Origin of the sequence: Paraburkholderia caballeronis (assembly GCF_900104845.1) — a bacterium.
Lineage (GTDB): Bacteria > Pseudomonadota > Gammaproteobacteria > Burkholderiales > Burkholderiaceae > Paraburkholderia > Paraburkholderia caballeronis.
In genome coordinates this window covers 915,431-940,846 of record NZ_FNSR01000003.1, presented here as the reverse complement: position 1 = coordinate 940,846, position 25,416 = coordinate 915,431, and the positions used below count along the sequence as shown (strand labels likewise).

Annotated in this window: 24 protein-coding genes; 17 read left to right on the top strand and 7 right to left on the bottom strand. The window is 65.1% G+C overall.

The genetic code is table 11. The features are described 5' to 3' along the window. The first annotated feature begins 122 nt into the window (after nucleotides 1-122). The 7 genes from glpD to BLV92_RS30775 all read left to right on the top strand — a co-directional run bounded on the left by glpD (nucleotide 123) and on the right by BLV92_RS30775 (nucleotide 8,865). The gene (gene glpD / locus BLV92_RS30805) at nucleotides 123-1,649 is read left to right on the top strand and encodes a glycerol-3-phosphate dehydrogenase (protein ID WP_090552960.1); all 1,527 of its coding nucleotides are present in this window, start codon (nucleotides 123-125) and stop codon (nucleotides 1,647-1,649) included. A 469-nt stretch (nucleotides 1,650-2,118) separates the two neighbouring features. Further along, the gene (ugpB, locus tag BLV92_RS30800; protein ID WP_090552959.1) at nucleotides 2,119-3,429 is read left to right on the top strand and encodes a sn-glycerol-3-phosphate ABC transporter substrate-binding protein UgpB; all 1,311 of its coding nucleotides are present in this window, start codon (nucleotides 2,119-2,121) and stop codon (nucleotides 3,427-3,429) included. A gap of 14 nt (nucleotides 3,430-3,443) precedes the next feature. Next, entirely contained in the window at nucleotides 3,444-4,328 is an 885-nt protein-coding gene (ugpA, locus tag BLV92_RS30795) for a sn-glycerol-3-phosphate ABC transporter permease UgpA (RefSeq protein WP_090552957.1), read from the top strand. Then, complete coding sequence (gene ugpE, locus BLV92_RS30790; RefSeq protein WP_090552956.1) at nucleotides 4,325-5,170, top strand: sn-glycerol-3-phosphate ABC transporter permease UgpE; 846 nt, start codon at nucleotides 4,325-4,327, stop codon at nucleotides 5,168-5,170. The genes ugpA and ugpE overlap by 4 nt, the downstream gene beginning before the upstream one ends. Before the next feature lie 52 nt (nucleotides 5,171-5,222). Beyond that, nucleotides 5,223-6,335 (top strand): sn-glycerol-3-phosphate import ATP-binding protein UgpC, encoded by a 1,113-nt coding sequence (locus BLV92_RS30785; RefSeq protein WP_090552954.1) that lies wholly within the window; start codon nucleotides 5,223-5,225, stop codon nucleotides 6,333-6,335. Beyond that, on the top strand, nucleotides 6,335-7,126 hold the full coding sequence (gene ugpQ / locus BLV92_RS30780) for a glycerophosphodiester phosphodiesterase (RefSeq protein WP_090552953.1): 792 nt from the start codon (nucleotides 6,335-6,337) through the stop codon (nucleotides 7,124-7,126). Before BLV92_RS30785 ends, ugpQ begins: the two co-directional genes overlap by 1 nt. A gap of 539 nt (nucleotides 7,127-7,665) precedes the next feature. Continuing rightward, complete coding sequence (locus BLV92_RS30775; protein WP_090552951.1) at nucleotides 7,666-8,865, top strand: porin; 1,200 nt, start codon at nucleotides 7,666-7,668, stop codon at nucleotides 8,863-8,865. A gap of 230 nt (nucleotides 8,866-9,095) precedes the next feature. Here BLV92_RS30775 and BLV92_RS30770 read toward each other — a convergent pair whose 3' ends face one another. After that, nucleotides 9,096-9,920 carry a MetQ/NlpA family ABC transporter substrate-binding protein gene (locus BLV92_RS30770; protein WP_090552949.1) on the bottom strand — a complete coding sequence of 275 codons (825 nt, stop codon included), beginning with the start codon at nucleotides 9,918-9,920 and terminating at the stop codon, nucleotides 9,096-9,098. Nucleotides 9,921-10,293: 373 nt separating this feature from the next. Between BLV92_RS30770 and BLV92_RS30765 the strand changes: the two genes are divergently transcribed. From BLV92_RS30765 to BLV92_RS30755, 3 genes are all read left to right on the top strand, one after another. Then, nucleotides 10,294-11,346, top strand: coding sequence for an ABC transporter substrate-binding protein (locus BLV92_RS30765; RefSeq protein WP_090552948.1), 1,053 nt, complete (start codon nucleotides 10,294-10,296; stop codon nucleotides 11,344-11,346). 220 nt (nucleotides 11,347-11,566) lie between these two features. After that, nucleotides 11,567-12,433 (top strand): ABC transporter ATP-binding protein, encoded by an 867-nt coding sequence (locus BLV92_RS30760; RefSeq protein ID WP_090552946.1) that lies wholly within the window; start codon nucleotides 11,567-11,569, stop codon nucleotides 12,431-12,433. Continuing rightward, the gene (locus BLV92_RS30755) at nucleotides 12,430-13,308 is read left to right on the top strand and encodes an ABC transporter permease (RefSeq protein WP_090552944.1); all 879 of its coding nucleotides are present in this window, start codon (nucleotides 12,430-12,432) and stop codon (nucleotides 13,306-13,308) included. The genes BLV92_RS30760 and BLV92_RS30755 overlap by 4 nt, the downstream gene beginning before the upstream one ends. 100 nt (nucleotides 13,309-13,408) lie before the next feature. Here the strand turns inward: BLV92_RS30755 and BLV92_RS30750 are convergent, their stop codons facing one another. Further along, on the bottom strand, nucleotides 13,409-13,651 hold the full coding sequence (locus tag BLV92_RS30750) for a hypothetical protein (RefSeq protein WP_090552943.1): 243 nt from the start codon (nucleotides 13,649-13,651) through the stop codon (nucleotides 13,409-13,411). Between the two features lie 245 nt (nucleotides 13,652-13,896). Continuing rightward, the gene (locus BLV92_RS30745) at nucleotides 13,897-14,193 is read right to left on the bottom strand and encodes a YciI family protein (protein WP_090552941.1); all 297 of its coding nucleotides are present in this window, start codon (nucleotides 14,191-14,193) and stop codon (nucleotides 13,897-13,899) included. 377 nt (nucleotides 14,194-14,570) lie between these two features. Here BLV92_RS30745 and BLV92_RS30740 point away from each other — a divergent pair, with 377 nt between their 5' ends. After that, entirely contained in the window at nucleotides 14,571-15,494 is a 924-nt protein-coding gene (locus tag BLV92_RS30740) for a glycosyltransferase family 2 protein (RefSeq protein WP_090552940.1), read from the top strand. Nucleotides 15,495-15,560: 66 nt separating this feature from the next. On the opposite strand, the gene BLV92_RS30735 is transcribed toward BLV92_RS30740, so the two are convergent. Both BLV92_RS30735 and BLV92_RS30730 read right to left on the bottom strand, forming a co-directional pair. Further along, nucleotides 15,561-15,983 carry an SRPBCC family protein gene (locus BLV92_RS30735; RefSeq protein WP_090552938.1) on the bottom strand — a complete coding sequence of 141 codons (423 nt, stop codon included), beginning with the start codon at nucleotides 15,981-15,983 and terminating at the stop codon, nucleotides 15,561-15,563. A 13-nt stretch (nucleotides 15,984-15,996) separates the two neighbouring features. Further along, a complete protein-coding gene (locus BLV92_RS30730) occupies nucleotides 15,997-17,016 on the bottom strand; it encodes an aldo/keto reductase (RefSeq protein WP_090552936.1) in 1,020 nt (339 codons plus the stop codon). Between the two features lie 102 nt (nucleotides 17,017-17,118). On the opposite strand from BLV92_RS30730, the gene BLV92_RS30725 reads away from it, so the two are divergent. From BLV92_RS30725 to BLV92_RS30705, 5 genes are all read left to right on the top strand, one after another. Beyond that, entirely contained in the window at nucleotides 17,119-18,084 is a 966-nt protein-coding gene (locus BLV92_RS30725) for a LysR family transcriptional regulator (protein WP_090552935.1), read from the top strand. A 479-nt stretch (nucleotides 18,085-18,563) separates the two neighbouring features. Then, nucleotides 18,564-18,914 (top strand): hypothetical protein, encoded by a 351-nt coding sequence (locus BLV92_RS30720; protein WP_134046819.1) that lies wholly within the window; start codon nucleotides 18,564-18,566, stop codon nucleotides 18,912-18,914. Between the two features lie 39 nt (nucleotides 18,915-18,953). Continuing rightward, nucleotides 18,954-20,381 carry a hopanoid biosynthesis associated radical SAM protein HpnJ gene (gene hpnJ / locus BLV92_RS30715; RefSeq protein ID WP_090552932.1) on the top strand — a complete coding sequence of 476 codons (1,428 nt, stop codon included), beginning with the start codon at nucleotides 18,954-18,956 and terminating at the stop codon, nucleotides 20,379-20,381. A gap of 59 nt (nucleotides 20,382-20,440) precedes the next feature. Next, complete coding sequence (hpnI, locus tag BLV92_RS30710; protein ID WP_090553205.1) at nucleotides 20,441-21,667, top strand: bacteriohopanetetrol glucosamine biosynthesis glycosyltransferase HpnI; 1,227 nt, start codon at nucleotides 20,441-20,443, stop codon at nucleotides 21,665-21,667. A 65-nt stretch (nucleotides 21,668-21,732) separates the two neighbouring features. Further along, the gene (locus tag BLV92_RS30705) at nucleotides 21,733-22,767 is read left to right on the top strand and encodes a lysylphosphatidylglycerol synthase domain-containing protein (RefSeq protein ID WP_110332488.1); all 1,035 of its coding nucleotides are present in this window, start codon (nucleotides 21,733-21,735) and stop codon (nucleotides 22,765-22,767) included. A gap of 82 nt (nucleotides 22,768-22,849) precedes the next feature. On the opposite strand, the gene BLV92_RS30700 is transcribed toward BLV92_RS30705, so the two are convergent. Next, a complete protein-coding gene (locus BLV92_RS30700) occupies nucleotides 22,850-23,491 on the bottom strand; it encodes a TetR/AcrR family transcriptional regulator (RefSeq protein WP_208325500.1) in 642 nt (213 codons plus the stop codon). Between the two features lie 135 nt (nucleotides 23,492-23,626). Here BLV92_RS30700 and BLV92_RS30695 point away from each other — a divergent pair, with 135 nt between their 5' ends. Continuing rightward, a complete protein-coding gene (locus BLV92_RS30695; RefSeq protein WP_090552929.1) occupies nucleotides 23,627-24,892 on the top strand; it encodes a serine hydrolase domain-containing protein in 1,266 nt (421 codons plus the stop codon). A gap of 57 nt (nucleotides 24,893-24,949) precedes the next feature. On the opposite strand, the gene BLV92_RS30690 is transcribed toward BLV92_RS30695, so the two are convergent. Then, nucleotides 24,950-25,213 carry a hypothetical protein gene (locus BLV92_RS30690; RefSeq protein WP_090552927.1) on the bottom strand — a complete coding sequence of 88 codons (264 nt, stop codon included), beginning with the start codon at nucleotides 25,211-25,213 and terminating at the stop codon, nucleotides 24,950-24,952. Nucleotides 25,214-25,416 lie beyond the last annotated feature (203 nt).

Genomic DNA, 25,416 nt, shown 5'->3' with positions numbered 1-25,416 from the left:
CTTCGCACCGGCAATACCCCCGCTTCGCTTCCCTTCCGAACGAACTTTACTTTTTCGATTTCGTTCATTAAAGTTCGAATTCGCACATTTCTGGCTTTTCCGAACACCTCCCGGCACCGCAGATGACCGAACAGAATCATTACGATTTGCTTGTCGTCGGCGGCGGGATCAACGGCGCGGGCATCGCGCGGGATGCGGCCGGGCGCGGGCTGTCCGTGTTCCTTTGCGAACAGGACGATCTCGCGTCGCACACGTCGTCGGCCAGCACCAAGCTGATTCACGGCGGGCTGCGCTATCTGGAGTACCGGGAGTTCGGTCTCGTGCGCAAGGCGTTGCAGGAGCGCGAGACGTTGCTGCGAATGGCGCCGCACATCATGCATCCGCTGCGGTTCGTGATGCCGTACGTGCCGAACCGGCGACCGGCGTGGCTGATCCGCGTCGGGCTCTTTCTATATGACCACCTCGCGAAGCGCGAGCTGCTGCGCGGGTCGCGCGCGATCGACATGCGCCGCCACGAGTCGGGCGCGCCGCTGGTCGACACGATCATGCGCGGGTTCGTTTATTCGGACGGCTGGGTCGACGATGCGCGCCTCGTCGTGCTGAATGCGCTCGATGCGAAGGAGCGCGGCGCGACGGTCCACACGCGCACGAAGCTCGTGAGCGCAAAGCGGGTGAACGGCGAATGGCTCGCGCAGATGCGTCGCGCGGACGGTTCGATCATCGCCGTGCGCGCCCGCGCGCTGGCGAATGCGGCTGGTCCGTGGGTCGGCGAAGTATTGGGCGGCGCGCTGGGTCAGGACGTGCATCATGGCGTGCGTCTCGTGAAGGGCAGTCACATCGTCACGAAGCGTCTGTTCGATCACGATCACGCGTACATTTTCCAGAATCCCGACAGGCGGATCATTTTCGTGATTCCGTACGAGCAGGATTACACGCTGATCGGGACGACCGACGCCGAATTCACCGGCGATCCGCAGCAGGTTGCGATATCGGACGACGAGACGCGTTATTTGTGCGACTCGGTGAACCGCTATTTCAGGCGCAAGGTTTCACCCGCCGACGTGCATTGGAGTTATTCCGGCGTGCGTCCGCTGCTCGAAGGCGAGGACACCGGCAATCCGTCCGCGATTACGCGCGACTATCGCCTCGAACTGGACGACAGCGACGGTGCGCCGCTGTTATCCGTGTTCGGCGGCAAGATCACGACGTTTCGCAAGCTCGCGGAAGAGGCATGCGGTCTGCTGTGCCACGCGCTCGGCCAGTCCGCTGGACCATGGACGGCAGGCAAGCCGCTGCCGGGCGGAGACATAGACAGTGGGCGTTTCGAGCCGTTTGCCGACGGGTTCGCGCGCCGTTATCCGTGGCTGCCCGCCGTGCTCGCGCGTCGTTATGCGCGAGCTTACGGCACGCGTGCGAGTCGTGTGATCGGCGATGCGAAGTCCATCGACGATCTCGGCGCGGAGATCGCCGCCGGCATGCACGAAGCGGAGTTGCGTTATCTGCGCGACGTCGAATGGGCAACCTGCGCGGACGACGTGCTGTGGCGACGCACGAAACTCGGGTTGCGTGTCGAAGCGGGAAGGCTCGGTTCGGCGACGGCGGCGCTCGACCGCTGGTTTGCCAGCGCTGACGCTTCCGCCACGCATTGAACAATAGCGCGCGTCGTCTTGTTCAGGGTTCTTGACGACACGGGGCCGTGTTGTCGGTGCGCATTGCGCGCCAACTGTTTTGTGTCGATTGGACGCGGATATCTGCCGGATTACGGCAGGATAATATTCCATGTAAAAAATAGATAGTTCAACAAATTATTGACATGGAAAAACGTGCCGATTAAGTGCCGATTGTCACGCCGATGAAATAGACGTTATGTAACTTGTGCCGCCTGAACATTCGTTGTTCGCGCAATGGCACTTATCGCGGTGGATGAGAACGACGTCGTCGGTCAGGTGAAACCGTTCTGAACCGGGCAGCGCCGCAGAGATTGCATGCCTTGGGGAGGGCGCTGCAATCGTCGTGCAGACAGACGATCCGTGGGCTCCGCGTTGCGAAATTTTTAGAACTCTGAAGAACGAAGGGAATTCCATGAAAAGAGAGAACAAGCGGAACGGCGGGGTGAGGATGTCCTTGCGGGCGGCGTCGGCGGCGCTGATGTTGGCGGGGCTGATGCAGGGCGCTCATGCGGCGACTGAAATCCAGTTCTGGCATGCGATGGAAGGCCAGCTCGGTGAGCGCGTGAACGACATCGCCACGCAGTTCAACGCGTCGCAAAGCCAGTACAGGATAGTTCCGGTCTTCAAGGGCTCGTACGACCAGACGATGGCAGCCGGCATCGCTGCCTATCGCAGCGGCGACGCGCCGGCGATCCTGCAGGTCTATGAAGTCGGCACCGCGACGATGATGCAGGCGAAGCAGGCGATCGTGCCGGTGTACGACGTGATGAAAAAGGCAGGCGTGCCGTTCGACGAGAAGGCATTCGTGCCGACGATCGCGAGCTACTACAGCGACGCGAAGACCGGCCACCTTGTGTCGATGCCGTTCAACAGCTCGACGCCGGTGCTCTACTACAACAAGGATGCGTTCAAAAAAGCCGGTCTCGATCCCGCGACGCCGCCGAAGACGTGGGCCGAAGTCGCCGACGACGCGGCGAAGCTGAAGGCGTCCGGCGCGGTCTGCGGATTCACCACGGGCTGGCAGGGCTGGATCCAGATCGAAAACTACAGCGCGTGGCATGCCGCGCCGATTTCGACGCGCAACAACGGCTTCGACGGCACCGACGCGCAGCTCGAAATCAACAAGCCGCTACAGGTCGCGCACATCGCGTTTCTGCAAAACATGGTCGGCAAAGGCACGTTCACGTATGTCGGCCGCAAGGACGAAGCGAACGCGAAGTTCTACAGCGGCGACTGCGGCATCCTGATGGCGTCGTCCGGCGCGCTGGCGAACATCCAGAAATATGCGAAGTTCCAGTTCGGCACCGGCATGATGCCGTACGACCCGAGCGTCAAGGGTGCGCCGCAGAACGCGATCATCGGCGGCGCGAGCCTCTGGGTGCTGGGCGGCAAGAACGCCGATACGTATAAGGGCGTGGCGCAATTCCTGTCGTACCTGACGTCGGCGCCGGTGATGGCGAAGTGGCACCAGGACACGGGTTATCTGCCGGTGACGAAGGCCGCTTACGACCTGACGCGTCAGCAAGGGTTCTACGATGCGAACGTCGGCTCGGAAACGGCGATCAGGCAGATGCTGAACAAGCCGCCGCTGCCGTTCACGCGCGGGCTGCGTCTCGGCTACATGCCGCAGATTCGCACGGTCGTCGACGAGGAGCTGGAACAGGTCTGGGCCAGCAAGAAGACCCCGCAGCAGGCGCTCGACGACGCGAACACGCGCGGTAACGAACTCCTGCGCCGCTTCGAGAAGACGGCGAACTAGGAGCGCGCGATCCGATGGAACGTCGAACGAATTTTGGCGCGGGGTGGCTGCCTTACCTGCTGATCGCCCCGCAACTGGCGATCACGGCCGTCTTTTTTCTGTGGCCGGCAGGCGTGGCGCTGTGGCAGTCGATGTCGTCCCAGGATGCGTTCGGCATTTCATCCGAGTTCGTGGGGCTTGCGAACTTCAAGAGCCTGTTCGCGGATCCGCTGTACCTCGACGTGTTTCGCACGACGGTGGTGTTCAGCTCGCTCGTGACGGTGATCGGCCTCGTCGTGTCGCTGTTTCTCGCAGCGATGGCCGACCGTGTCACGCGCGGCAAATTCATCTACCGGACGCTGCTGATCTGGCCGTATGCGGTCGCGCCGGCGATTGCGGCCGTGCTGTGGGCGTTCCTGTTCAACCCCAGCATCGGCATCGTCACGTTCGCGCTGGCGAAGGTCGGCATTAGCTGGAATCACGCGCTGAACGGCGGCCAGGCCATGACGCTCATCGTGCTGGCGTCGGTCTGGAAGCAGATCAGCTATAACTTCCTGTTTTTCTACGCGGGCCTGCAGGCCATTCCGCGCTCGCTGATGGAAGCGGCCGCGATCGACGGCGCGGGACCCGTGCGGCGCTTCTTCGGCATTGCATTGCCGTTGCTGTCGCCGGTCAGTTTTTTTCTGCTGGTCGTGAACCTCGTCTACGCGTTTTTCGACACGCTGCCGGTCATCGACGCGGCGACCGGCGGCGGTCCGGGGCAGTCAACCAGGACGCTGGTCTACAAGATTTTCACGGAAGGTTTTCAGGGGCTCGACATCGGCAGTTCGGGCGCGCAGTCGATCGTGATGATGTTCGTCGTCGTCGGGCTGACTGTCGTGCAGTTCCGCTTCGTCGAGCGCAAGGTGAAATACTCATGATCGAAAATCGTCGCGGCTTCGATCTGTTCTGTCATGCGATGCTGATTGCCGGCATCGCGATCATCGTATTTCCGGTGTACGTCGCGTTCTGCGCCGCGTCGATGAACGAGGCGGAAGTGTTCACCGTGCCGCTGCATCTGGTCCCGAGCACGCACCTGATCGAGAACGTGGTCGCGGTATGGACGCACGGCAGCGGAACGGCGGCCGCGCCGTTCGGGCGGATGCTGCTCAACAGCGTGATCATGGCGCTCGTGATTTCGGTCGGCAAGATTGCCGTTTCGATCATCTCGGCGTATGCGATCGTCTTTTTCCGCTTTCCGTTTCGCACGGTGTCGTTCTGGGTGATTTTCTCGACGCTGATGCTGCCGGTCGAAGTGAGGATCTTCCCGACGGTGCAGGTCGTGTCCACGCTGCACCTGTCGAACACCTATGCGGGGCTGACGCTGCCGCTGACCGCATCGGCGACGGCGACGTTCCTGTTCCGCCAGTTCTTCCTCACGTTGCCGGACGAACTGATGGAAGCCGCGCGCATCGACGGGGCGGGCGCGATGCGCTTCTTCGTGGACGTGGTGCTGCCGCTTTCGAAAACGAACATCGCGGCGCTTTTCGTGATCACGTTCATTTACGGCTGGAACCAGTATCTGTGGCCGATCCTGATTACGAACTCGCAGTCGATGACGACGGCGGTCATCGGCATCAAGAGCATGATCGCGAGCGGGGATGCCGCGACCGAATGGCATCGGGTGATGGCCGCGACGCTGCTCGCGCTGCTGCCGCCGCTCGTCGTCGTGCTGTCGATGCAGAGGTGGTTCGTTCGCGGCCTGGTCGATTCAGAAAAATGACAGCAAAAGGAATTCTCATGGTGGGCGTCGGATCGATGCGGAAGAGGAAGCCATGGCGGCGCTGACGCTCAACGGTGTGCGCAAGAGCTACGACGGCAAGGCGACGGTGCTGCATGCGGTGAATCTCGACGTCGCGGACGGCGAGTTCGTCGTGCTGGTCGGTCCGTCGGGCTGCGGAAAGTCGACGTTGCTGCGGATGGTCGCCGGCCTCGAAAGCGTGACCGACGGCACGATCTCGATCGGCGGGCGGGTCGTCAACAAGCTGGAGCCGAAGGACCGGGACATCGCGATGGTGTTCCAGAACTACGCGCTCTATCCGCATATGAACGTCGCGGAGAACATGGCCTACGGGTTGAAGATCCGGGGCATGGAGCGTAGCGCGATCGACACGCGGGTCGCGAACGCGGCGAAGATTCTCGAACTGGACAAGCTGCTCGAACGCCGCCCGCGGGACCTGTCCGGCGGCCAGCGCCAGCGGGTGGCGATGGGGCGGGCGATCGTGCGCGAGCCGGCCGTGTTTCTGTTCGACGAGCCGCTGTCCAATCTCGATGCGAAGCTGCGCGTGCAGATGCGCTTCGAGATCCAGCGCCTGCATCAGCGGCTGCGGACGACCAGTCTTTACGTGACGCACGACCAGATCGAGGCGATGACGCTCGGGCATCGCATCGTCGTGATGAACGGCGGACACATCGAGCAGATCGGCGTCCCCAGCGAGGTTTATGAAGCGCCGGCCAGCGAGTTCGTTGCGAGCTTCATCGGCTCGCCGGCGATGAACCTCGTGAAAGGCCGCGTTTCGGCCGACCGGCGTTTCTTCGAGGCGGCGACCGGCGGCCCCCGTCTGCCGCTTGGCGAAGCAAGCGGGTCTGCCGACGCGGCGGGGCATGGCGCGTCCGTCGTGGCGCGGCTGGAGCCGGGACGCGATTACACGCTGGGTATTCGCGCGGAACACATCGCGCCGGGCGGCGGTGTTTCGTCGGTGTCGCTGGCGGTGGAAACATGCGAGTTGCTTGGCGCGGATAATCTGGCGCATGGCCGCCTGGGCGAGCAGGAAATCGTATGGCGTCTGCCGGCGGCCGATCGTCCGTCGACCGGCGCGCAGGTCGAAATCGCGCTGCCGCCCGAGCGTCTGCACTTCTTCGATTCAACTACTGGATTGCGCGTGTGATGAGCGACTCGAAACCGCTGACTGGCTCCGTTAAAGGCCGTGCGCCCGCATGGCCGTATCCGCGCGTCGTCGCGCATCGCGGCGGCGGCACGCTGGCGCCCGAAAACACGCTGGCCGGCATCCGGCTCGGCGCGCAACTCGGGATGAAGATGGTGGAGTTCGACGCGAAGCTGTCCGCGGACGACGTCGTGTTCCTGCTGCACGACGATACCGTCGATCGCACGAGCAACGGCCAGGGTGCGGCGGCGCGGATGGACTATGCGTCGATCGCCCGGCTCGATGCGGGAAGCTGGTTCGACGCGGGTTTCGAACGCGAAATCATGCCGACCCTCGATCAGGTCGCGAGCGCCTGCCTGGAACTCGGCGTGGCGGCGAACATCGAGATCAAGCCGAGCCCCGGTCGCGAGACGCTGACAGGCCGGGTCGTCGCACAACAGGCGGCATCTCTTTGGCAACGCGGCGAGCCCGCGCCGCTACTGTCGTCGTTTTCCTGTCAGGCGCTGGCTGCGGCGCGGGACGCCGCGCCGGCGCTGCCGCGCGGCCTGCTGTTCGGTGCGTTGCCGCCCGACTGGCGCGAGCAGACGGAGAGTCTCGATTGCGTTTCGCTGCACGTCGATCATCGCGCGCTGGACGAAGCGCGGGTTGCCGGGATCAAGGCGGCAGGGTTGAGAATCCTCGTCTATACGGTCAACGAACTGGAGCGTGCGCGCCAACTGGCGGCATGGGGAGTCGATTCGATCTGCACCGACCGCATCGACGAGATCACCGTCGATCGTCTGGCCGGTGCATGACCCGTTTCGGGCAGGCCGTTTCGAACCGGATTGGCGGCAGGCTTTATTCGACTGATTTCTGAGAAAGGCGCGGCGCTCGTTTTGGGGCGTCCGGCTGGCTGAAATCCCGATTTTGAATATCCAGCGCACCATTCCATTGCATTTATGAATGCGATGGTGGATTTCTTTTCTCGATTATTTTTATATCCTATTTCCAGATTCATCTTTTCCGACAGGAGCGTCGGCCTTCGATGCGGATGTGTACATTTATATTGTGATAGTTGCGTGAACAATAGCGTGGATAGATCACAACAATATGCGAAACTGTCACAATGAAAACGATATCTGGCATGTTAGCATTCGCGGACTGGTCGAGTTTCGTTCGCAACACTAAATGGTTTGGAGTAGCGGGTGATATCGAACCGACCAGCGAGTCCCGGGGGATTTGAATGGCGGAATTCCAGATTAATTATCCGGATGAAAATCTATTTAAATGACGCCGGGTGTCAGGTTGCCGATTTATCTATCGCGACCGTATTACCTACAAGAAATCCGAATAGATGAAACTCAAAAAGACCACTGCGGCTGTTCTCGCGCTGGGCGCTTTCGCGGGCGTCGCGCATGCCCAAAGCAGCGTGACGTTGTACGGCGTCGCGGACGCGGGCCTGCTCTATACCAACAACGTCAAGGGCGACCACGTCTATCAGCTTTCCACCGCGAATTCGTCGCGCTGGGGCCTGCGCGGCTCGGAAGACCTGGGCGGCGGGCTGAGCGCGATCTTCACGCTCGAAAACGGCTACACGATCGGCACCGGCGGCATGAGCCAGGGTGGCCTGCTGTTCGGTCGCAAGGCCTTCGTCGGGCTGTCGAGCAAGACCTACGGTACGTTGACCGCGGGCCGCCAGTATTCGGCCAGCAACGACGCGAACAGCATCTTCGGTTCGGGCGCGGACTGGGCCGCATCCGGTCTCGGCTACGGCACGCGCGCCGCCGACGTGGACAACGTCGATACGTCGAACCGCATCCAGAACTCGCTCAAATACACGAGCCCGACGTGGCGCGGGCTGACGGTCGGGCTGTTGTACAGCTTCGGCGGTCAGGCTGGCCAGTTCTCGAAGAACTCGGTGTGGGACGTCGCGGCTTCGTATGCGAACGGTCCGTTCAAGTTCGGCGTGGGCTACATGTACACGAAGGATCCGTATTACGCGACGTTCGGCAACCAGGGCAACTCGTCCACGCCGACGTCGGCGCCCGGCGGCACGAACAACATGCCGAGCCGGATCTTCGGCGGCTACGCTTCGGCGGGCGCGCAGCAGATCCTCACGGCAGGCGGTTCGTACGCGCTCGGGCCGGCGACGATCGCCGTGCTGTATTCGAACACGCAGTTCAAGGACCTCGGTTCGGTCAATCCGGTGGGCAGCCCGTACGCGACGAAGTACACCGGCGGCACCGCGACGTTCAATTCCGGCGAACTGAACGTGAAGTACGCGTTCACGCCGGCCCTGACGCTGGCTGGCGCGTATATCTACACGCATAACAGCGGCGCCGGCGACTTCGGCAGCGCCCACTACAACCAGGTCAACCTTGGCGTGATCTACGCGCTGAGCGTGCGTACGTCGCTGTACGCGACCGGTTTCTACGAAAGCGCGTCGGGGGTCGATTCGACGGGGCAGGCAGCGGTTGCGAATCTTAGCGGTTCGACGTGGTCCAGCACCAGCCATCAGGTCGCGGCGATCGTGGGCATGACGCACCGCTTCTGATCGACAGCAGTACGTTCTGGCCGCGATAGCGATATCGCGGCCGGAATTTTTTCCGGCCGGTGTTTTCGAGGTCCGGTTTCCTGGAGTTTGAGCGTGACGCCGTTAAGCACGTCAATCGCCGTACGCTCTGCACCCCGAGACAACGCCGCCCAAAATGCACGACGGCGCCGGTTCACACCGGCGCCGTCGTCGTTAGCTACACAGGCCGCCGCAAGCGTCGGCCGCCACCCTCAATGCGGCGCCCCATCCCACGCCGGCAGCGTCGCGCCGTGATAGACGCTCAGAATCTCGGCGGCCACGTTGGGCTGCTGATAGCTCTCGACGAGCGCATGCACCCACGGCGCGTTCGCATCCTTCTCGTTCACCGCGATGAAGTTGCGATACGGATTGCCGGGCACCTGTTCCTGCGCGATCCGCTGCTGCGGAATCTTGATGCCCGCCTTGATCGCCCAGTCCGTGTTGACGACCGCCGCGTCCAGGTCGCCGATCGCGCGGCCGACGATGCCCGCGTCGAGTTCCTTGATCTTGATGTTCTTCGGATTCTGCGCGATGTCGCGCGCGGTCGGCAGCAGGCCGACGTTCGGGCTCAGCGTGATGAGACCCTGCGCCTGCAGCAGAAGCAGCGAGCGCCCTTCGTTGCTCGGGTCGTTCGGCACGCCGATCGTCGCGCCGTTCGGCAGGTCGGCGACCGACTTCACCTTGACCGAGTAGAGGCCGATCGGCTGCACGTAGGTATAACCCACCGGCACGATGTGGTAGCCGCGCGCCTTCACCTGCGCGTCGAGATACGGCTTGTGCTGGAATGAGTTCGCGTCGAGATCGCGGCCGGACAGCGCCTCGTTCGGCTGCGTGTAGTCGGAGAACGTCGTCACCTTCACCGCGAGCCCGTGCTTCGCCGCGTTCGCCGCGACCACGCGCCAGACGTCCTCGTCCTCGCCGGACATGATGCCGACGCGGATCGTCTGCTCCGCGGCCTGCGACGATTGAACGAGCGAAACGCCGAAGCCGAACAGCAGCGTGGCGAGGATCGGGCTGAGAATGCTTTTCTTCATCATGAATGCGGTGCGTGTGGAGTGGAACACGGTTCGCATCGTAGGGAGCGGGCTGCGCGCCGGCAAATAACTTATCGTGCGTTGCTAAGCGATGCGGACAGAAACCGGTTATCGAAGAAGGTTCGCAGGTTCTGCGGAACGGGCGGGTCGCTTCAGCACGCCGTTTATCGTTTCAGCAGATAAGCGTATCGGATTTGCTTCGTTGACCGTCGCCGCGCGCGAACCGTAAATTCCGCAGACGCTGGCGCGCGAGGTTGCCCGCTATCGATCGGGCGGCGTGATGCCACGAAGCCGCCCGACACCCGAACCGGCCGCGCTGCGCGGATGTCCGCTCGGCTGCGCCGCCGACATTCCCGATAAATTCCCTGGAGCCCCGATGCTGTCCACCGTTCGACCTTTCTCTGGCCGCCGCGTCGCCGCGCGCCGGTTCGCGGCCGCGCTGCTCGCCGTGTCCACCCTGGCCGCGGGCCTCGGCGTCGCGCCGGATGCGCATGCGGAAGGGACCATCCGCGTGGCCGAACAGTTCGGCATCGTGTATCTGCTGCTGAACGTCGCGCGCGACCAGCAACTGATCGAGAAGGAAGGCCGCAAGGAAGGGCTCGACATCAAGGTGGACTGGGTGAAGCTGTCCGGCGGCTCGGCCGTCAACGACGCGCTGCTGAGCGGCTCGGTTGACATCGCCGGCGCGGGCGTCGGTCCGCTCTTGACGATCTGGGACCGCACCCACGGCCGGCAGAACGTGAAGGGCGTCGCGTCGCTCGGCAACCTGCCTTATTACCTCGTATCGAACAATCCGAACGTGAAGACGATCGCCGACTTCACCGACAAGGACCGCATCGCGCTGCCGGCCGTGTCGGTGTCGGTGCAGTCGCGCGTATTGCAGTTCGCCGCCGCGAAACGCTGGGGCGACAAGGAATACGACCGGCTCGACAAGCTGACCGTCGCGGTCCCGCATCCGGACGCGACCGCCGCGATCATCGCGGGCGGCACCGAGATCACCGGTCACTTCGGCAACCCGCCGTTCCAGGAGCAGGAACTGGCCGGCAATCCGAAGGCGCACATCGTGCTGAACTCGTACGACGTGCTCGGCGGCCCCAGCTCGGCGACCGTGCTGTATGCGACCGAGAAGTTCCGCAACGAGAATCCGAAGACGTATCGCGCGTTCGTGAACGGCCTCGCGGATGCGGCGAGCTTCATCGCCGCGAATCCGGAAGCCGCCGCGGACATCTACATCCGCGTGAACCAGGCGAAGACCGACCGCAACCTGCTGCTGTCGGTGATCCGCAACCCGCAGGTGCAGTTCAAGGTCGCGCCGCAGAATACATATCCGCTCGCGCAGTTCATGTATCGGGTCGGCGCGATCCGCAACGAGCCGAAGTCGTGGAAGGACTACTTCTTCGACGATCCGGCGACCGCGTCGGGAAGTTGAAAGCCCACTGCGTCCGCCGCGATTTGGCCGTCGCGGCGGACGTATCGGTTGCGAGACAGCCGATACCGACGCTTATGCGTCGCCGCGTATTGAATATGCGGAAACATTGGTTGGGCGACGCCCGGCGCGGCCGTATCGTGTCGTTTTTCGTCTGCCATATCCTCATCGTGAAAGTCATAGCGTCAGTTATCGCCGGCAACACGCGGCCGGGAGCGCAGTGATGGGCGCTTCCGCTTCGGCCGCTTTCATCGATTCCACGCCGCTTACCGTTCCCGCGGCGACGGCTGCGACCGCTGCCGCGGCGGCCGCCGCAGCCAGCGGCCGGCTGCTGTCGGTCGATCGCGTGAGCCTCGAATACCGGACCCGCGAACGCATCGTGCGCGCGACGCACAACGTCAGCTTCGACGTGTACGGTGGCGACCGCTTCGTGCTGCTCGGGCCGTCGGGCTGCGGCAAGTCCACGTTGCTGAAGGCGGTCGCGGGGTTTATCCCGCCGGTGTCCGGCACGATCTCGCTCGGCGGCGAGCCGGTGCGCGGGCCGGGGGCGGACCGGATCGTGGTGTTCCAGGAATTCGACCAGTTGCCGCCGTGGAAAACGGTGCTGCAGAACGTGGCATTTCCGCTGCGCGTCGCGAAGAAGCTCGGCCGCACGGAAGCGAACGGGCTGGCGCTGCACTATCTGGAGAAGGTCGGGCTCGCGTCGTTTGCGAATGCCTATCCGCATACGCTGTCCGGCGGCATGAAGCAGCGCGTCGCAATTGCGCGCGCGCTCGCGATGCAGCCGCGCGTGCTGCTGATGGACGAGCCGTTCGCCGCGCTCGACGCGCTCACGCGCCGCAAGATGCAGGAGGAACTGCTGCGCCTGTGGGACGACGTGCGCTTCACGCTGCTGTTCGTCACGCATTCGATCGAGGAGGCGCTGATCGTCGGCAACCGGATCCTGCTGCTGTCGCCGCACCCGGGGCGCGTGCGCGCGGAACTGAACAGCCATCAATACACGCACGACAGCGCCGGTCAGGACACGTTCCGTGACAGCGTTGCGCACATTCATCGTTTGCTGTTCGAGGAAACGGGAGCCGCGTCATGAGCACGCCTCATCCGCTGACGCCGCCGGTGCGCGCCGAATACGAGCGGCCGCTGGAGCCGGTCGGCGACCTCGCGGTGGAGACGCCGCTGCCGTTCGCGAAGCGGCTCGCATCGCAGTCGTGGCTGCGCAAGGCGCTGATCGCGCTGGTGCTGATCGGCGCATGGGAGGCGCTCGCGCGCGCGATGGACAACGACCTGCTGCTGCCGACGTTCGGCGCGACCGCGGTCGCGTTCGTGCAGGGCGTCCTGTCGGGCGAGTTGTTGCAGAAAACCGCCGTGTCGATGTCGGTGCTGCTGCGCGGTTATCTGCTCGGCGTCGCGTGCGCGTTCGTGCTGACGTCGCTTGCGGTGTCGACGCGCATCGGCCGCGATCTGCTGTCGATGCTGACCGCGATGTTCAACCCGCTGCCGTCGATCGCGCTGCTCCCGCTCGCGCTGCTGTGGTTCGGGCTCGGCACCGGCAGTCTGCTGTTCGTACTCGTGCATGCGGTGCTGTGGCCGCTCGCGCTGAACACGTATTCGGGTTTCCAGGCGGTGCCGCAGACGCTGCGGATGACCGGCCGCAACTACGGGCTGACCGGGCTGCGCCATGTCGTGCTGATCCTCGTGCCGGCCGCGCTGCCGTCGATCCTCGCGGGGCTGCGGGTCGGCTGGGCGTTCGCGTGGCGCACGCTGATCGCGGCGGAACTGGTGTTCGGCGCGAGCAGCGGCAATGGCGGCCTCGGCTGGTACATCTTTCAGAACCGTAATGAGCTTTACACCGATCGCGTGTTCGCGGGCCTCGCGGCGGTGATCCTGATCGGGCTGCTCGTCGAGCATCTGGTGTTCGACACGCTGGAGCGGCTGACCGTGCGCCGCTGGGGCGTGCAGCACTGAGCGCCGCGAGGTTGCCGCTCGCGATCAGGCGTTTACATCCATGTAGTCGCAAGCGCGTGGCGGCGGCAGGTTGCTTGCGCCGCGCGCTTCGTCCATCAGGTCACGCGGCGTTGCCGGCCGGCATCGACCAGCGCTGGACCGCCTCGAAGCCGTCCAGCTGGCGCAGCAGCGTGTCCACCGCGCATAGCTGGCCGTGCACCAGATGATTCCCGTCCATCAGCTTGTGGATGCGTTCTCGCCAGTAGGCGGCGGGCAGCACCGGCACGCCGGTTTCCGCGAGCCCCTGCAACGAGATGGCCATCGCGTTCGTGATGTGCGCGATTTCCTGGTCGACGAATGTCATGGTGACGCCCCGCAACGGTCGATAGTGGTTTGTTTCTTGTCGTTCTGATAGCACTGTAGGACAGCAGCGGGCACTGGCTAGCTATCAAAACGGATAGGGTGAGCGAGCGCAAGGATCGCGGGCCGGCGGGAGCGGGCCAGGGTCTTTGCCAGGCGCGCTGCGCGGGACGTTTGCGCCGTGCGCCTGGTGTCGTTGTTCGATGGACTGTCGTCGAGCCGGTTTCGGGGCGCCACGACAGCGAACGATTACAGATAGCTGCGGCCGTCGAGATAAGCCTTGCGCCAGCGGACGACCGACACGCGCTCGAAAAGCTCGGCCAGCGCGTACGGATCGGCGGCGATGAAGCGCTCCGCTTCGTCGCGCGTGTCGACGTCGAGCACATAGAGGCTGCCGTGCGCGCCCTGGCCGTCGTCGTTCAGCTTCGGGCCGCACGCGAGCAGCTTCTCAGTGTGTTGCGCGAGGAACGCGAGATGCGCGGGCCGCTCGCGTTCGCGCACGTGTGCATGGTTCGGCTTGTCCCACGTTTCGATCATGTACGGCATGGTGGCTCCGGGTGAGGGTGATTGGGTGTCGGGGGATTGTAGCGGCTGGCGCGCTCGTGCCGCATTCGGCGTCAGCCGGGGATCGCGAGCGCATGCACGCACGGGCCGATGCAAACCATCATGATGACGATGTCGCATTCGTTGCGGGGCGGCAGTGGATGTGAAAGCCTGGCGAAAGAAAAAGCCCGTGACGCGAAGCGGCCAGCCGGATACCGCGGCCATCGCGCCGCGCGGCGGCCGTTGAGCCGAAGCCCGATTCCGGGCGATCACTCGGCGGTACGGCGGTACAATGCGCAGCTACGGGGCTTGCCAGCAGAAAAATCGACGGGACAGACCGCCCGCGCGCCGGCAGGAAAAAAACGAAGACAGACGACAACATGTCCAGCACGGGTAAGGTTTCAATCGTCGTTCCCTGCTTCAACCAGGAACGATTCATCGGGGAAACGCTGCAATCGGTCGCGGCGCAGGGCTATCGCGACTGGGAGTGCATCGTCGTGGACGACGGTTCGACCGACGGTTCCGCCGACATCATCGCGTCGTTCGTCCAGAGCGACCCGCGATTCCGCTACATCCACAAGCCGAACAGCGGCGTCGCCGCGTCGCGCAACCTGGGCTTCGCGCATGCGACGGGCAGCTACTTCCTGCCGCTCGACGGCGACGACCGGCTCCACCCGGACTTCCTGGCATCCGTGATGGACTGCTTCGGCAGGCATCCCGCCGCGACGCTGGTTCACTGCCGCACGCGTCTCTTCGGCGCGAAGAATCGCATCTGGCGACTGCCCGACTATTCGTACGAGAAGCTGCTACTTCAGAACATGCTCGTGAATTCGGCGGTCTTTCGGCGTGACGCGTTCGAGCGGTCCGGCGGTTATTCGGAGGAGATGGTTCACGGCTTCGAGGACTGGGAGTTCTACGTGCGCCTGCTCGATCCGCAGTCCGAGGTGCGGCTCGTGAAGAAGCCGTTGTTCTATTATCGCGTGAAGGAAGTGTCGCGCACGACCGAGCAGATCCAGTCGGGCCGCGTCGAGGAGTCGATGCGGCTCATCTACGCGCGCAACAGCGAACGGTATCGCGCGATTTCGCACAATCCGATCGGCGTGTTCTCGCGCCGGATGAAGGACTTCGCGCCGACGTTCACCGCGCGGTACAAACGGCAGATCACTTATCTTCATACCGCGTATCTGCTCGTGATCGTATCGCTCGTCGGCATTCTGGTGACGACGCTCGTCAGCGAACCGAAATCGCCGCTCGCCGGGGCGTTGCATTTGCGCAGCCGGTCATTGCCGCCGCCGCCGAATTGACGGAGTACGGTGTTCGGCACAGTCGATAGAACAGGGCTGCTTTTTGCAGTCCTGTTCCATGTCGCTCTAGTCGCCCGCGCCCAGCCGCTTCGCAAGCGCACCGAGCCCTTCCTCGTAGATGCGCTGGAACAACCGGCTCGCGTCATCGTCGCTGATGCCGACCGGCGTAAAACTGCCCGACCATTCGACCTTTGCGCGCGCCGCGTCGTCCGTTGCCCGCACGCGCAGCGTCGCGCGATAGCCCGTCACCGGAAACGGCGCCTGGAGGATCGCATAGCTATAGCTGCGATCCGCATCGTCGAATGCGACGAGCCGCTCGACGATCGCGTCGCCGTCCGGATTCGCGAGCCGCCGCACGCGTCCGCCGTCGGACAGTTCGCTATCCGGAATATACGGCAGCCAGTCCGGCAGCGAGCCGAAGCCGCCGATCAGTTGCCACACGGTATCCGGCGAGACCGGCACCTCGATGCTTGCATGGGCTTGTGCCATCGCAGGTCTCCTTTCAACGATCGATCGGCAGCGGCGCATTCGCCGCGACGAGTTCCTGTTCGCGCATTTCGCGCCAGAAGTCCGCCGGAATCTCGACCTTCAGCGCGGCCTGATCCTCGGCGATCCGTTCCGGACGGCTCGCGCCCGGAATCACCGCGGCAGTCGCCGGATGCGCGAGCGAGAAGCGCAGCGCGGCCGCCTTGACCGGCACCCCGTAACGCGCGGCGATCGCGCGGATGCGCTCGACCTTCGCGAGAATCTCCGGCGACGCCTGCTGATATTCGAAGTGCGTGCCGCCCGCGAGCACGCCCGAGCTGTAAGGCCCGCCGACGACGATCTCGACGTTCTGGGCGAGCGCGCCCGGCATCAGCCGCTGCAATGCGCGTTCGTGGTCGAGCAGCGTGTAGCGGCCGGCCAGCAGGAAGCCGTCCGGGTTCGCTTCCGCGAGATCGAGCGTCAGTTCGCACGGCTCGACGCGGTTCACGCCGAGACCCCATGCGCGGATCACGCCTTCTTCGCGCAGCCGCGTCAGCACGCGGAACGCGCCCTTGCGCGCGATCTCGAACTGCGCGAGCCATTCGTCGCCGTAGAAGTCCTGCGCCATGTCGTGCACCCAGACGATGTCGAGCCGATCGGTGCGCAGACGCTTCAGGCTGTCGTCGATCGAGCGCAGCGTCGCGTCGGCCGAATAGTCGTTGACCATCCGGTTCGGGCGGCCGAATTCGAACAGGCCGCCTTTTTCACCGAGGTCGCGCGCGCTGGTGTCCTCGACCTCGTCGAGGATCACGCGGCCGACCTTGGTGCTCAGCACGTAGTCGTCGCGCCGATGCGCGGCGAGCGCGTCGCCGAGCCGCAGTTCGGCGAGCCCCGCGCCGTAGAACGGCGCGGTGTCGAAGTAGCGGATGCCGTGCTGCCACGCGGCGTCGACGGTCGCGGCCGCCTCCGCGTCCGGGATATTGCGAAACATGTTGCCGAGCGGCGCGGTGCCGAAACCGAGCACGGTGCCGGCGGGCAATTTGTCCTTGATGCTCATGATTGACTGCTCCAGGAAAGAAGGGAGTGCGTGCAGTCTAGGTTGCGGGCTTGCGTCTGTCCAAGACATAATATGCGGAACTTGAGTCCTTGGAGGTCTGACATGCTGGACATTCGCCAACTCCATTATTTCGTCGCGGTCGCCGAGGAAGAGCACGTCGGGCGCGCGGCCGAACGCCTGCACATTTCGCAGTCGCCGCTCAGCCGGCAGATCGCGCAGCTCGAAGAGCGGCTCGGGCTGACGTTGTTCGAACGCTCGCAGCAGCGCATTCGCCTGACGGCGGATGGGCGCACGTTCCTGGCGGAAGCGCAGGCGTTTCTCACGCACGCGAACCGGCTCGAATCGCTCGCGCGGCGGCTCGGCCGCGGCGACGAGGGCGGCCTGTGCATCGGCTACCTCGAAAACGCAATGCATTCGGGCGTGCTGCCGAATGCGCTGCGCGCGTTGCGCGCGCAACGGCCCGCCGTGCATATCGCGCTGTACAACTATCATTCGGCGGAACAGCTCGAAGGGCTGCGTCAGCGCAGTCTCGACATCGCGCTCGTCTGCGAGCCGCCCGCTACCGACGATCCCGATCTCGACTGCGCGCAGGTGCTGAACGACCCGATGCTGCTCGCGGTGCCGGACGGTCATCCGTTTGCGCGCGCGAAGCAGTTCACGCCGGACGACCTTGCCGCGCAGAAGTGGATCGGCGTGATGCACAAGGAAACCGCGCTGCGGCACGATCTTTTCGTCGCCGCGTGCGCGAAGGCCGGTTTCACGCCGGACATCACGATGCAGGCGACCGAGCCGCTCGCGGCGCTCGGCCTCGTCGCGGCCGGGCTCGGCGTGACGATGATCCAGCAGAGCCTGCGCCACCAGGCGCCGGACGGCGTGGTGCTGCACGAACTGCCGTGGTTCAGCTACCGGACGCCGCTGTGGGCCGCGTGGCATCGCGTGAATCTGCGGCCGCTCGTCGGCAGTTTCCGCGAGACGCTGTTGCAGACCCGTGCGGTTGTCGCGCCGGTTTCCGGCGCGACGCCGAAGCGCGGCAGCCGGCGTGCGAAGCGCGCGACGGCCTCGGCGTGAAGCAAGCATGTCGCATGGTGTTGTTAGTTGCCACGCGAATAGCTGGCGCTATCGACGCAATGGATGAGCGCGCAACACAGTAGTCAACTCGTTGTAATGGATCTGCCAGTAACCCAGGCGCGCATCACGCGATGCGATCGGTCGTCATCGCGATCGCACAATTCAGCATCGACATACATCGATCTCACGCCGACCTCGCAGCGTGCGGACAACCGGATCGGGCGCGCACGCCTGCGCCGCCGCCATCACCACCACCACGATATGCAACACGTAAACGGCCGCCTGATCCGCCGGTCGAACGTTCGTTGCATGCATGGCGTTCGCTTAAGCATCCCATCAGAAATGACCGCTAGCATCGCGGACGTTTCACACACAGGTCATTGAGCGCACGTACGATTTTTTCGCCGGCAGAAGGCGAATCGCAAGTGTCGCGAAAGGCCTGTCGATCATCCGTAATCTTGCGCTGACCGGGCAACCCTATGAAGCCATCGACGGTGGAAATGCTGCGGGCTTATCTGCTTGTGGCGTCGCTTGCAGCGACCTTTATCGATGCTGTCGTTATCGTTGCGCTTTGCGTGTTCGACGTCCCCGAACACGTGTTCCAGTCTTTTCCCTTTCGCATCGGCGTATTGATTGCCGTCGCCGTGACGCTCGTCGTCGCGCGCAATGTCGCCGGTTTCGCGTTCCGTTCCGCTGTCGAAAGCCGTCATGCCGTCGTCAGCGATGCGCCGTGCCGGACCGTGTCGGTGTCGGCCGACTGCCCGCGGCGCGTGCTCGTTATTTTCCATGTTCGGCTCAACCGCAGGCGTCTTGAATTCGCCGCGACTTGAGCCGTGCGCGGGCGGCCGCAATCCACTGGGTATTTTCCAATGACGAAAAAAACGCTGTTTTTGCAGGCCCCTTCGTACGACGGCTTCGACGGCGGCGCTGGCTCGCGCTACCAGGCGAAACGCGAGATCCGCTCGTTCTGGTATCCGACGTGGCTCGCGCAGCCCGCCGCGATGGTCCCCGGCAGCCGCGTGCTCGACGCGCCGGCCGATGGCCTGTCGGTCGCGGATACGCTGAGGATCGCGGACGACTACGACCTCGTGATCATCCACACCAGCACGCCGTCGTTCCCGAGCGACGCGATGTTCGCACAGGAGCTGAAGAAGCGCCGTCCGGCGACGCTCATCGGGATGGTCGGCGCGAAGGTCGCGGTCGATCCGCACAACTCGCTGACCGCAACCGACGCGATCGACTTCGTGTGCCGCGAGGAGTTCGACTACACCTGCCAGGAGATCGCGGAGGGCAGGCCGTTCAGCGAGATCCTCGGCCTGTCGTATCGCGCGCAGGATGGCTCGATCGAGCACAACGCGGCGCGGCCGATGATCGAGGACATGGACGAACTGCCGTTCGTCGCGCCGGTCTACAAGCGCGACCTGAAAATCAAAAACTACTTCATCGGCTATCTGAACTATCCATACGTGTCGATCTACACCGGACGCGGCTGCAAGTCGCGCTGCACATTCTGCCTGTGGCCGCAGACGGTCGGCGGGCATCGTTACCGCACGCGTTCGGTCGCGAGCGTGCTCGAAGAGGTGACGTGGATTCGCGACAACCTGCCGGAAGTGAAGGAGATCATGTTCGACGACGACACCTTCACCGACGACCTGCCGCGCGTCGAGGAGATCGCGCGCGGGTTGGGCAAGCTCGGCGTCACATGGTCGTGCAACGCGAAGGCGAATGTGCCGTACGACACGCTGAAGGTGATGAAGGACAACGGTCTGCGATTGCTGCTGGTCGGTTACGAGTCGGGCGACGACCAGATTCTGGTCAACATCAAGAAGGGCTTGCGCACGGATTTCGCGCGCCGCTTCAACGCGGACTGCCACAAGCTCGGCATCAAGATTCACGGCACGTTCATTCTCGGGCTGCCGGGCGAGACGCAGGACACGATCCGCAAGACGATCGACTACGCGAAGGAAATCAATCCGCACACGATCCAGGTGTCGCTGGCCGCGCCGTATCCGGGCACGACGCTCTACAGGCAGGCGGTGGAGAACGGCTGGCTCGAAGAGAACAAGGTCGTCAACCTGGTGAGCAAGGAGGGGGTTCAACTGGCGGCGATCGGTTATCCGCATCTGTCGCGCGAGGACATCTATCACCAGCTTGAGGCGTTCTACCGCGAGTTCTATTTCCGCCCGTCGAAGATCTGGGAGATCGTGCGCGAGATGCTGACGAGTTGGGAGATGATGCAGCGACGCCTGCGCGAAGGCGTCGAGTTCTTCCGCTTCCTGCGCGCGCACGAGGCGTGATGAACGCGCGCAGCCCCGGCGGCGGGACGAACAGGCCGCACCACGCGCGCCGCACCGCGATGTGTTTCGCGGTCGGCGCGGCGCTCGTTGTCGCGCTGGCCGCGAGTTTTCCGGCGTCGGCCGTCGCTCGCGCGGCCGCGCATGGCTGCGCCGCGCTGGCCGTCGCGTGCGGCGTCTGCGCGGTGCTCGGCATCGTCTACACGTCGTTGACCACGCTGCTCGTCGGTCGCTTCTTCTCGCGTTCCGCGCCCGTGCCGGCCACGTTTCCATCGGTCACGCTGGTGAAGCCGCTGCACGGCGACGAGTGGAACCTCGAACACAACCTCGCCAGTTTTTTCGAGCAGGACTACCCAGGGCCGGTGCAGTTCCTGTTCGGCGTGCACGATCCGGGCGACGCTGCGTTGAATGCGGTCGACGCGTTGCAGCGGCGTTATCCGCACGCGCACGTGACGGTCGTCGCCGATCCGCGCCTGCATGGGCTGAACCGCAAGATCAGCAACCTGATTAACATGCTGCCGGTCGCGCAGCACGACGTGCTGTGCTTCACCGACAGCGACGTGACCGCCGCGCCGGACTTCCTGCGCAACGTGGTCGGCGAGCTTCAGCAGCCGGGCGTCGGGCTCGTCACGTGCCTGTATCGCGGGCTGTGCCAGCCGGGTTTCTGGCCGCGTCTTTCGGCAGCGGCGACGAACTACCAGTTCGTGCCGGGTGTCATCGCGGGCCTCGCGATCGGGCGCGCGCGACCGTGCTTCGGGCAGACGATCGCGATGACGCGCGACATGCTCGAACGCATCGGCGGACTGTCGCGGTTCGCGTCGCATCTCGCGGAGGACAACGCGATCGGCGAGGCGATCCGCAGCACCGGCGCGACGGTCGCGATTCCGCCGTTCCTCGTCCGGCACGCATGCGTCGAGACGACCTTCGCGCGGCTGTTCTCGCACGAACTGCGCTGGAGCCGCACGATACGCGCGGTGGACCGGCTCGGCCACCTCGGCTCGGCGCTGATCTATCCGCTCGCGTTCGCGCTGCTCGCGGCGCTGCTGTCCGGCGGCGCGGACTGGTCGTGGCCGCTCGTGGCGTTCGCGCTCGTCGCGCGCGCTCTGCTGAAATGGCAGGTCGATCGCGTGGCCGGCGAGCGGCCCCGCGGGTTGTGGGTGCTGCCGATCTCCGATATCGTGTCCTTTGCGATTTTCGTGACCAGCTTCCTTTCCGCCCGCGTCGTGTGGCGCGGCGTCGACTTCGGCGTCGACGGGAAAGGCCAGCTTTATCCGCTGCGGAACGATTGACCGATGCCGGACCCGACTGGCCGATTGTTTCGCGGCGCGCCTGCCCGCCCTGCGAGGCCGCATCGATGAAATCTCTTGGACGCGCCGCCGCGTTGTGCGGTCTCGCGGCGGCGATCTGGCTGTTCATGCGCGATCATCCCGGCGACGTGTTCCGGCTGATGCGCGGCGCGGGCGCGGGGCTCGTGCTCGCGGCGCTCGCGCACGTCGTGCCGATGGCGGCGAACGCACTGGACTGGCGTTCGCTGATCCGGCGCGCGCAGCGCCCACGGTTCGCGACGATGCTGAAGCTCGTGTGGATCCGCGAATCGGTGAACGGCCTGCTGCCGGTCGCGCGGATCGGCGGCGAGATCGTGTCGTTCCGTCTGCTCGGCGCGCAGGGCGTGCGGCCCGAAACGGCGGTCGCGAGCCTCGTCGCGGACATGCAGCTCACGTTGATCAGCCAGCTGCTGTTCGCGCTCGCGGGCGTCGGGTTCCTGCTGCATGAGGCATCGTCCGGCACGCTGCGCGTCGTCGGCCAACTGGCGTTCGCGATCACGGCGGCGGCGCCGCTGCTGTTGCTGTTCGCGCTGGTTCAGCACGCGAAGCCGTTCGAGCGCATCGCGCGCGTGCTGAACCGCGTGACGGGCGGCAAGGTGTACGGACTGGTCGGCCGCTCGACGCGGATCGACCAGTCGGTGAAGCTGATCTGGCGGCAATCCGGCGTCGTGCTCCGTTATCTGTTCGTGTGGCAGACGCTGCAGTGCGTGGCGACCGCGTTCGAGATCTGGCTTGCGCTGTACTTCCTCGGCTCGCGCGTGAGCGCCGTCGATGCGTTCGTGCTGGAAGTGCTGATTCAGTTGCTGAGCAGCGTCGCGTTCCTTGTGCCGGCCGGGCTCGGCGTGCAGGAGGGCGGCTTCGTGCTGATCGGCGGGCTGATCGGGCTCGATCCGGCGACGAGCCTCGCGCTTGCCGGCGCACGGCGGATTCGCGATCTGCTGATCTATGTGCCCGGGCTCGTGATGTGGCAGTTCGCCGAATACGCGCAGAAGGGGCAGCGAACCGCCGGCCGCGCGCGGCTGGCGACGGCCGCCTCGGGCGAGCGGGGCGGCGGGGCGGGATAGCCGCGCGTCGCGGCGGCGTTGTTGCTGTCGCTTCGCCTTCGCGTGATGCTGTCTCGCCGCGGTTCTCTACGATAGTCCCGCCTCACGCGCGCCGGGCCTTCACGCGCCTATGCTGCTTCAATGCCAGCACGGCGACCTGCGCGATCGCCAGCAGTTCGTCGCGCGACGCGCCGTCCTGCGCCTGCACCGCCATCCCCTGAACGATCGCGCCGAGATAACGGGCGAGGCCCGCGCTGTCCGCGTCCGGCGCGAGTTCGCCGGCGTCGATCGCGGCGTCGAGCCGCTGCCGGAACAGGTCGATCGTGTCGCGGCGAAGCTGCGCGACGTGCTTTGCCTCGTCGCGATTCTCGGCCGCGCACACGAGCACGCCGGTCGATATCATGCAGCCGCGCGGGCGGCGCGGCCGCGAATATTCGGTTGCCGCTTCGTTCAGCAGCCGTTCGAATCCGGCGACGGCCGACGTCTCTTCGGTCAGCGCGCGCGCCGGAAACGCGCCGGCCGTGTCGCGGTAGCGGCCCAACGCTTCGCGATACAGTGCGGACTTCGAGCCGAACGCGGCGTACAGGCTCTGCGCGGTGATCCCCATCGCGGCGGTCAGGTCCGCGATCGACGCGCCTTCGTAGCCGAGCTTCCAGAACGTCTGCATCGCGCGGTCGAGCACCGCGTCGCGGTCGAAATTGCGCGGACGTCCGCGGCGCGGCACCTGCTCATCTCGATTTATCATAACGGTCATTGTTGAAATTAATCCGGTTCGCGGGTAGATTTACGGAACGGTCATTGTGATTATAGATAATTCTCGCGGTGCCGCGCCGGTTGACGGGTCGCCGGCGGCGGCCCGCCTGTTCGTGAAGGAGCGGTGATGAGAAGGTCGCTGGTGGTGGCCGCCGCGCTCGGCGCTTCGGTGGTTTCGGTCGTGCCTTGTCTGGCGGAGGGAACCGGGGTCGGGCAGGCCTCGGCGATCGACGCGGTCATCGACGATGCGATCGCCGGACGGCGGATCGTCGGCGCGGTGGTGCTGGTCGCGTATCGGGGGCATGTCGTGTACCGCCGGGCGGCCGGTTACGCGGACCGCGAGCGCGGTGTCGCGATGCGCGACAACACGATCTTCCGCTTCGCGTCGCTGTCGAAGCCGCTGGTGTCGGCGGCGGCGATGCGTCTGGTCGAAGAGCGCAAGATCGGCCTCGACGATCCGGTCACGCGCTGGCTGCCGTCGTTCCAGCCGCGCCTGCCGGACGGCAGCGTGCCGACGATCACGATCCGCCAGTTGCTGACCCATACGGCGGGCCTGAGCTACGGCTTCGCGGAGCCGGACGACGGGCCGTACCGAAAGGCGGGCGTATCGGACGGCCTCGACGATCCGGGCGTGAGTCTCGACGAGAATCTGCGGCGCATCGCGTCGGTGCCGCTTAGCTATGCGCCGGGGCAGCGTTGGGCGTATTCGATGTCGCTCGACGTGCTCGGCGCGGCGCTGGCGAGCGCGACCGGCAAGCCGTTGCCGCAGGTCGTGCAGCAGCAGATAACCGGTCCGCTGTGGATGAACGATACGGGCTTCCACGCGCGGTCCGCGAGCCGGCTCGCGACGCCGTATCAGGACGGTGCGCCCGAGCCGGTCAGGATGGCGTCCGAAGCGGCGGTGCCGGTCGGCGGCGGCGTGCTGCGCTATACGCCGGAACGCGCGCTCGACGCGCACGCGTATCCGTCCGGCGGCGCGGGCATGGTCGGCACCGCGCCGGACTTCATGCGCTTTCTGCTCGCGATCCGGGCCGGCGGCGGCAGCGTGCTGAAGCCGCAGACCGTCGCGCAGATGATGCGCGACCAGGTCGGCACGGCGGCGCAGACGCAGGGGCCGGGCTGGGGTTTCGGCTACGGCTGGGCGGTGCTCGACGACCCCGCGCTCGTGCCGACGCCGCAGGCGAAAGGCACGATCCAGTGGGGCGGCGCGTATGGCCACACGTGGTTCTTCGATCCGGTGAACGACATCGCGGTGGTCGCGCTGACCAACACGGCGGTCGAAGGAATGTCGGGCGAGTTTCCGCGCGAGTTGCGCGACGCGGTGTATCGCGCGTTCGCGGCGGGGCCGGGTGCGGGTGCGGGTGCGAGTCCGGCTTCGGCTTCGGCGCGCTGATGGTGTTTGCCGTCCGGGGCGGCCGCGGATGCGAACGCGCCGCGCGTTTGCGCGCGGCTAGCGCGTTTCAGCGAGCGCGGACGCCGGTTCGAGGATGCTTCGCGCGTTGCCGAGCCACGTCCAGCCGCTGTCGGCCGGCTTCAGCGGGTCGAGATCGAGCATCCAGTTCGCGCCGCAGTCGATGCAGCCGTAGCGGAACACGCGCACCGGCCGGCGCATGACCGGCCGCAGCTTCTTCGGACGGCCGTCGGCGGCGAGCGCGCCGTGAGGCGGCGCGATGCCTTCCGCGGCGAGGAGTTTCCTGCATAGGTCGCAAATCATTTGCGATCGGGGGTGTGACAGAAAAGTGACGAATACTACCATGGTGCCTACCGATGCCCAATAAGCGGGCCTCGCGCGCCCGGAAGCCGCGTGCGCGAGGCCGGAGCCGGAATCCCGCCGCGACCTTTCCGGTCGCGGCTCACACTATACGTGTTGCATCGCAGCAAGTCGGCTATAGTAGTCGTGTGACCGCTCGAACGGGT

Excerpts from the sequence above, each read along its gene's own strand:
- glpD (WP_090552960.1), top strand. The coding sequence starts at position 123 with ATGACCGAACAGAATCATTACGATTTGCTTGTCGTCGGCGGCGGGATC.
- ugpB (WP_090552959.1), top strand. The coding sequence starts at position 2,119 with ATGTCCTTGCGGGCGGCGTCGGCGGCGCTGATGTTGGCGGGGCTGATG.
- ugpA (WP_090552957.1), top strand. The coding sequence starts at position 3,444 with ATGGAACGTCGAACGAATTTTGGCGCGGGGTGGCTGCCTTACCTGCTG.
- ugpE (WP_090552956.1), top strand. The coding sequence starts at position 4,325 with ATGATCGAAAATCGTCGCGGCTTCGATCTGTTCTGTCATGCGATGCTG.
- BLV92_RS30785 (WP_090552954.1), top strand. The coding sequence starts at position 5,223 with ATGGCGGCGCTGACGCTCAACGGTGTGCGCAAGAGCTACGACGGCAAG.
- ugpQ (WP_090552953.1), top strand. The coding sequence starts at position 6,335 with ATGAGCGACTCGAAACCGCTGACTGGCTCCGTTAAAGGCCGTGCGCCC.
- BLV92_RS30775 (WP_090552951.1), top strand. The coding sequence starts at position 7,666 with ATGAAACTCAAAAAGACCACTGCGGCTGTTCTCGCGCTGGGCGCTTTC.
- BLV92_RS30770 (WP_090552949.1), bottom strand. The coding sequence starts at position 9,920 with ATGATGAAGAAAAGCATTCTCAGCCCGATCCTCGCCACGCTGCTGTTC.
- BLV92_RS30765 (WP_090552948.1), top strand. The coding sequence starts at position 10,294 with ATGCTGTCCACCGTTCGACCTTTCTCTGGCCGCCGCGTCGCCGCGCGC.
- BLV92_RS30760 (WP_090552946.1), top strand. The coding sequence starts at position 11,567 with ATGGGCGCTTCCGCTTCGGCCGCTTTCATCGATTCCACGCCGCTTACC.
- BLV92_RS30755 (WP_090552944.1), top strand. The coding sequence starts at position 12,430 with ATGAGCACGCCTCATCCGCTGACGCCGCCGGTGCGCGCCGAATACGAG.
- BLV92_RS30750 (WP_090552943.1), bottom strand. The coding sequence starts at position 13,651 with ATGACATTCGTCGACCAGGAAATCGCGCACATCACGAACGCGATGGCC.
- BLV92_RS30745 (WP_090552941.1), bottom strand. The coding sequence starts at position 14,193 with ATGCCGTACATGATCGAAACGTGGGACAAGCCGAACCATGCACACGTG.
- BLV92_RS30740 (WP_090552940.1), top strand. The coding sequence starts at position 14,571 with ATGTCCAGCACGGGTAAGGTTTCAATCGTCGTTCCCTGCTTCAACCAG.
- BLV92_RS30735 (WP_090552938.1), bottom strand. The coding sequence starts at position 15,983 with ATGGCACAAGCCCATGCAAGCATCGAGGTGCCGGTCTCGCCGGATACC.
- BLV92_RS30730 (WP_090552936.1), bottom strand. The coding sequence starts at position 17,016 with ATGAGCATCAAGGACAAATTGCCCGCCGGCACCGTGCTCGGTTTCGGC.
- BLV92_RS30725 (WP_090552935.1), top strand. The coding sequence starts at position 17,119 with ATGCTGGACATTCGCCAACTCCATTATTTCGTCGCGGTCGCCGAGGAA.
- BLV92_RS30720 (WP_134046819.1), top strand. The coding sequence starts at position 18,564 with ATGAAGCCATCGACGGTGGAAATGCTGCGGGCTTATCTGCTTGTGGCG.
- hpnJ (WP_090552932.1), top strand. The coding sequence starts at position 18,954 with ATGACGAAAAAAACGCTGTTTTTGCAGGCCCCTTCGTACGACGGCTTC.
- hpnI (WP_090553205.1), top strand. The coding sequence starts at position 20,441 with ATGTGTTTCGCGGTCGGCGCGGCGCTCGTTGTCGCGCTGGCCGCGAGT.
- BLV92_RS30705 (WP_110332488.1), top strand. The coding sequence starts at position 21,733 with ATGAAATCTCTTGGACGCGCCGCCGCGTTGTGCGGTCTCGCGGCGGCG.
- BLV92_RS30700 (WP_208325500.1), bottom strand. The coding sequence starts at position 23,491 with ATGATAAATCGAGATGAGCAGGTGCCGCGCCGCGGACGTCCGCGCAAT.
- BLV92_RS30695 (WP_090552929.1), top strand. The coding sequence starts at position 23,627 with ATGAGAAGGTCGCTGGTGGTGGCCGCCGCGCTCGGCGCTTCGGTGGTT.
- BLV92_RS30690 (WP_090552927.1), bottom strand. The coding sequence starts at position 25,213 with ATGATTTGCGACCTATGCAGGAAACTCCTCGCCGCGGAAGGCATCGCG.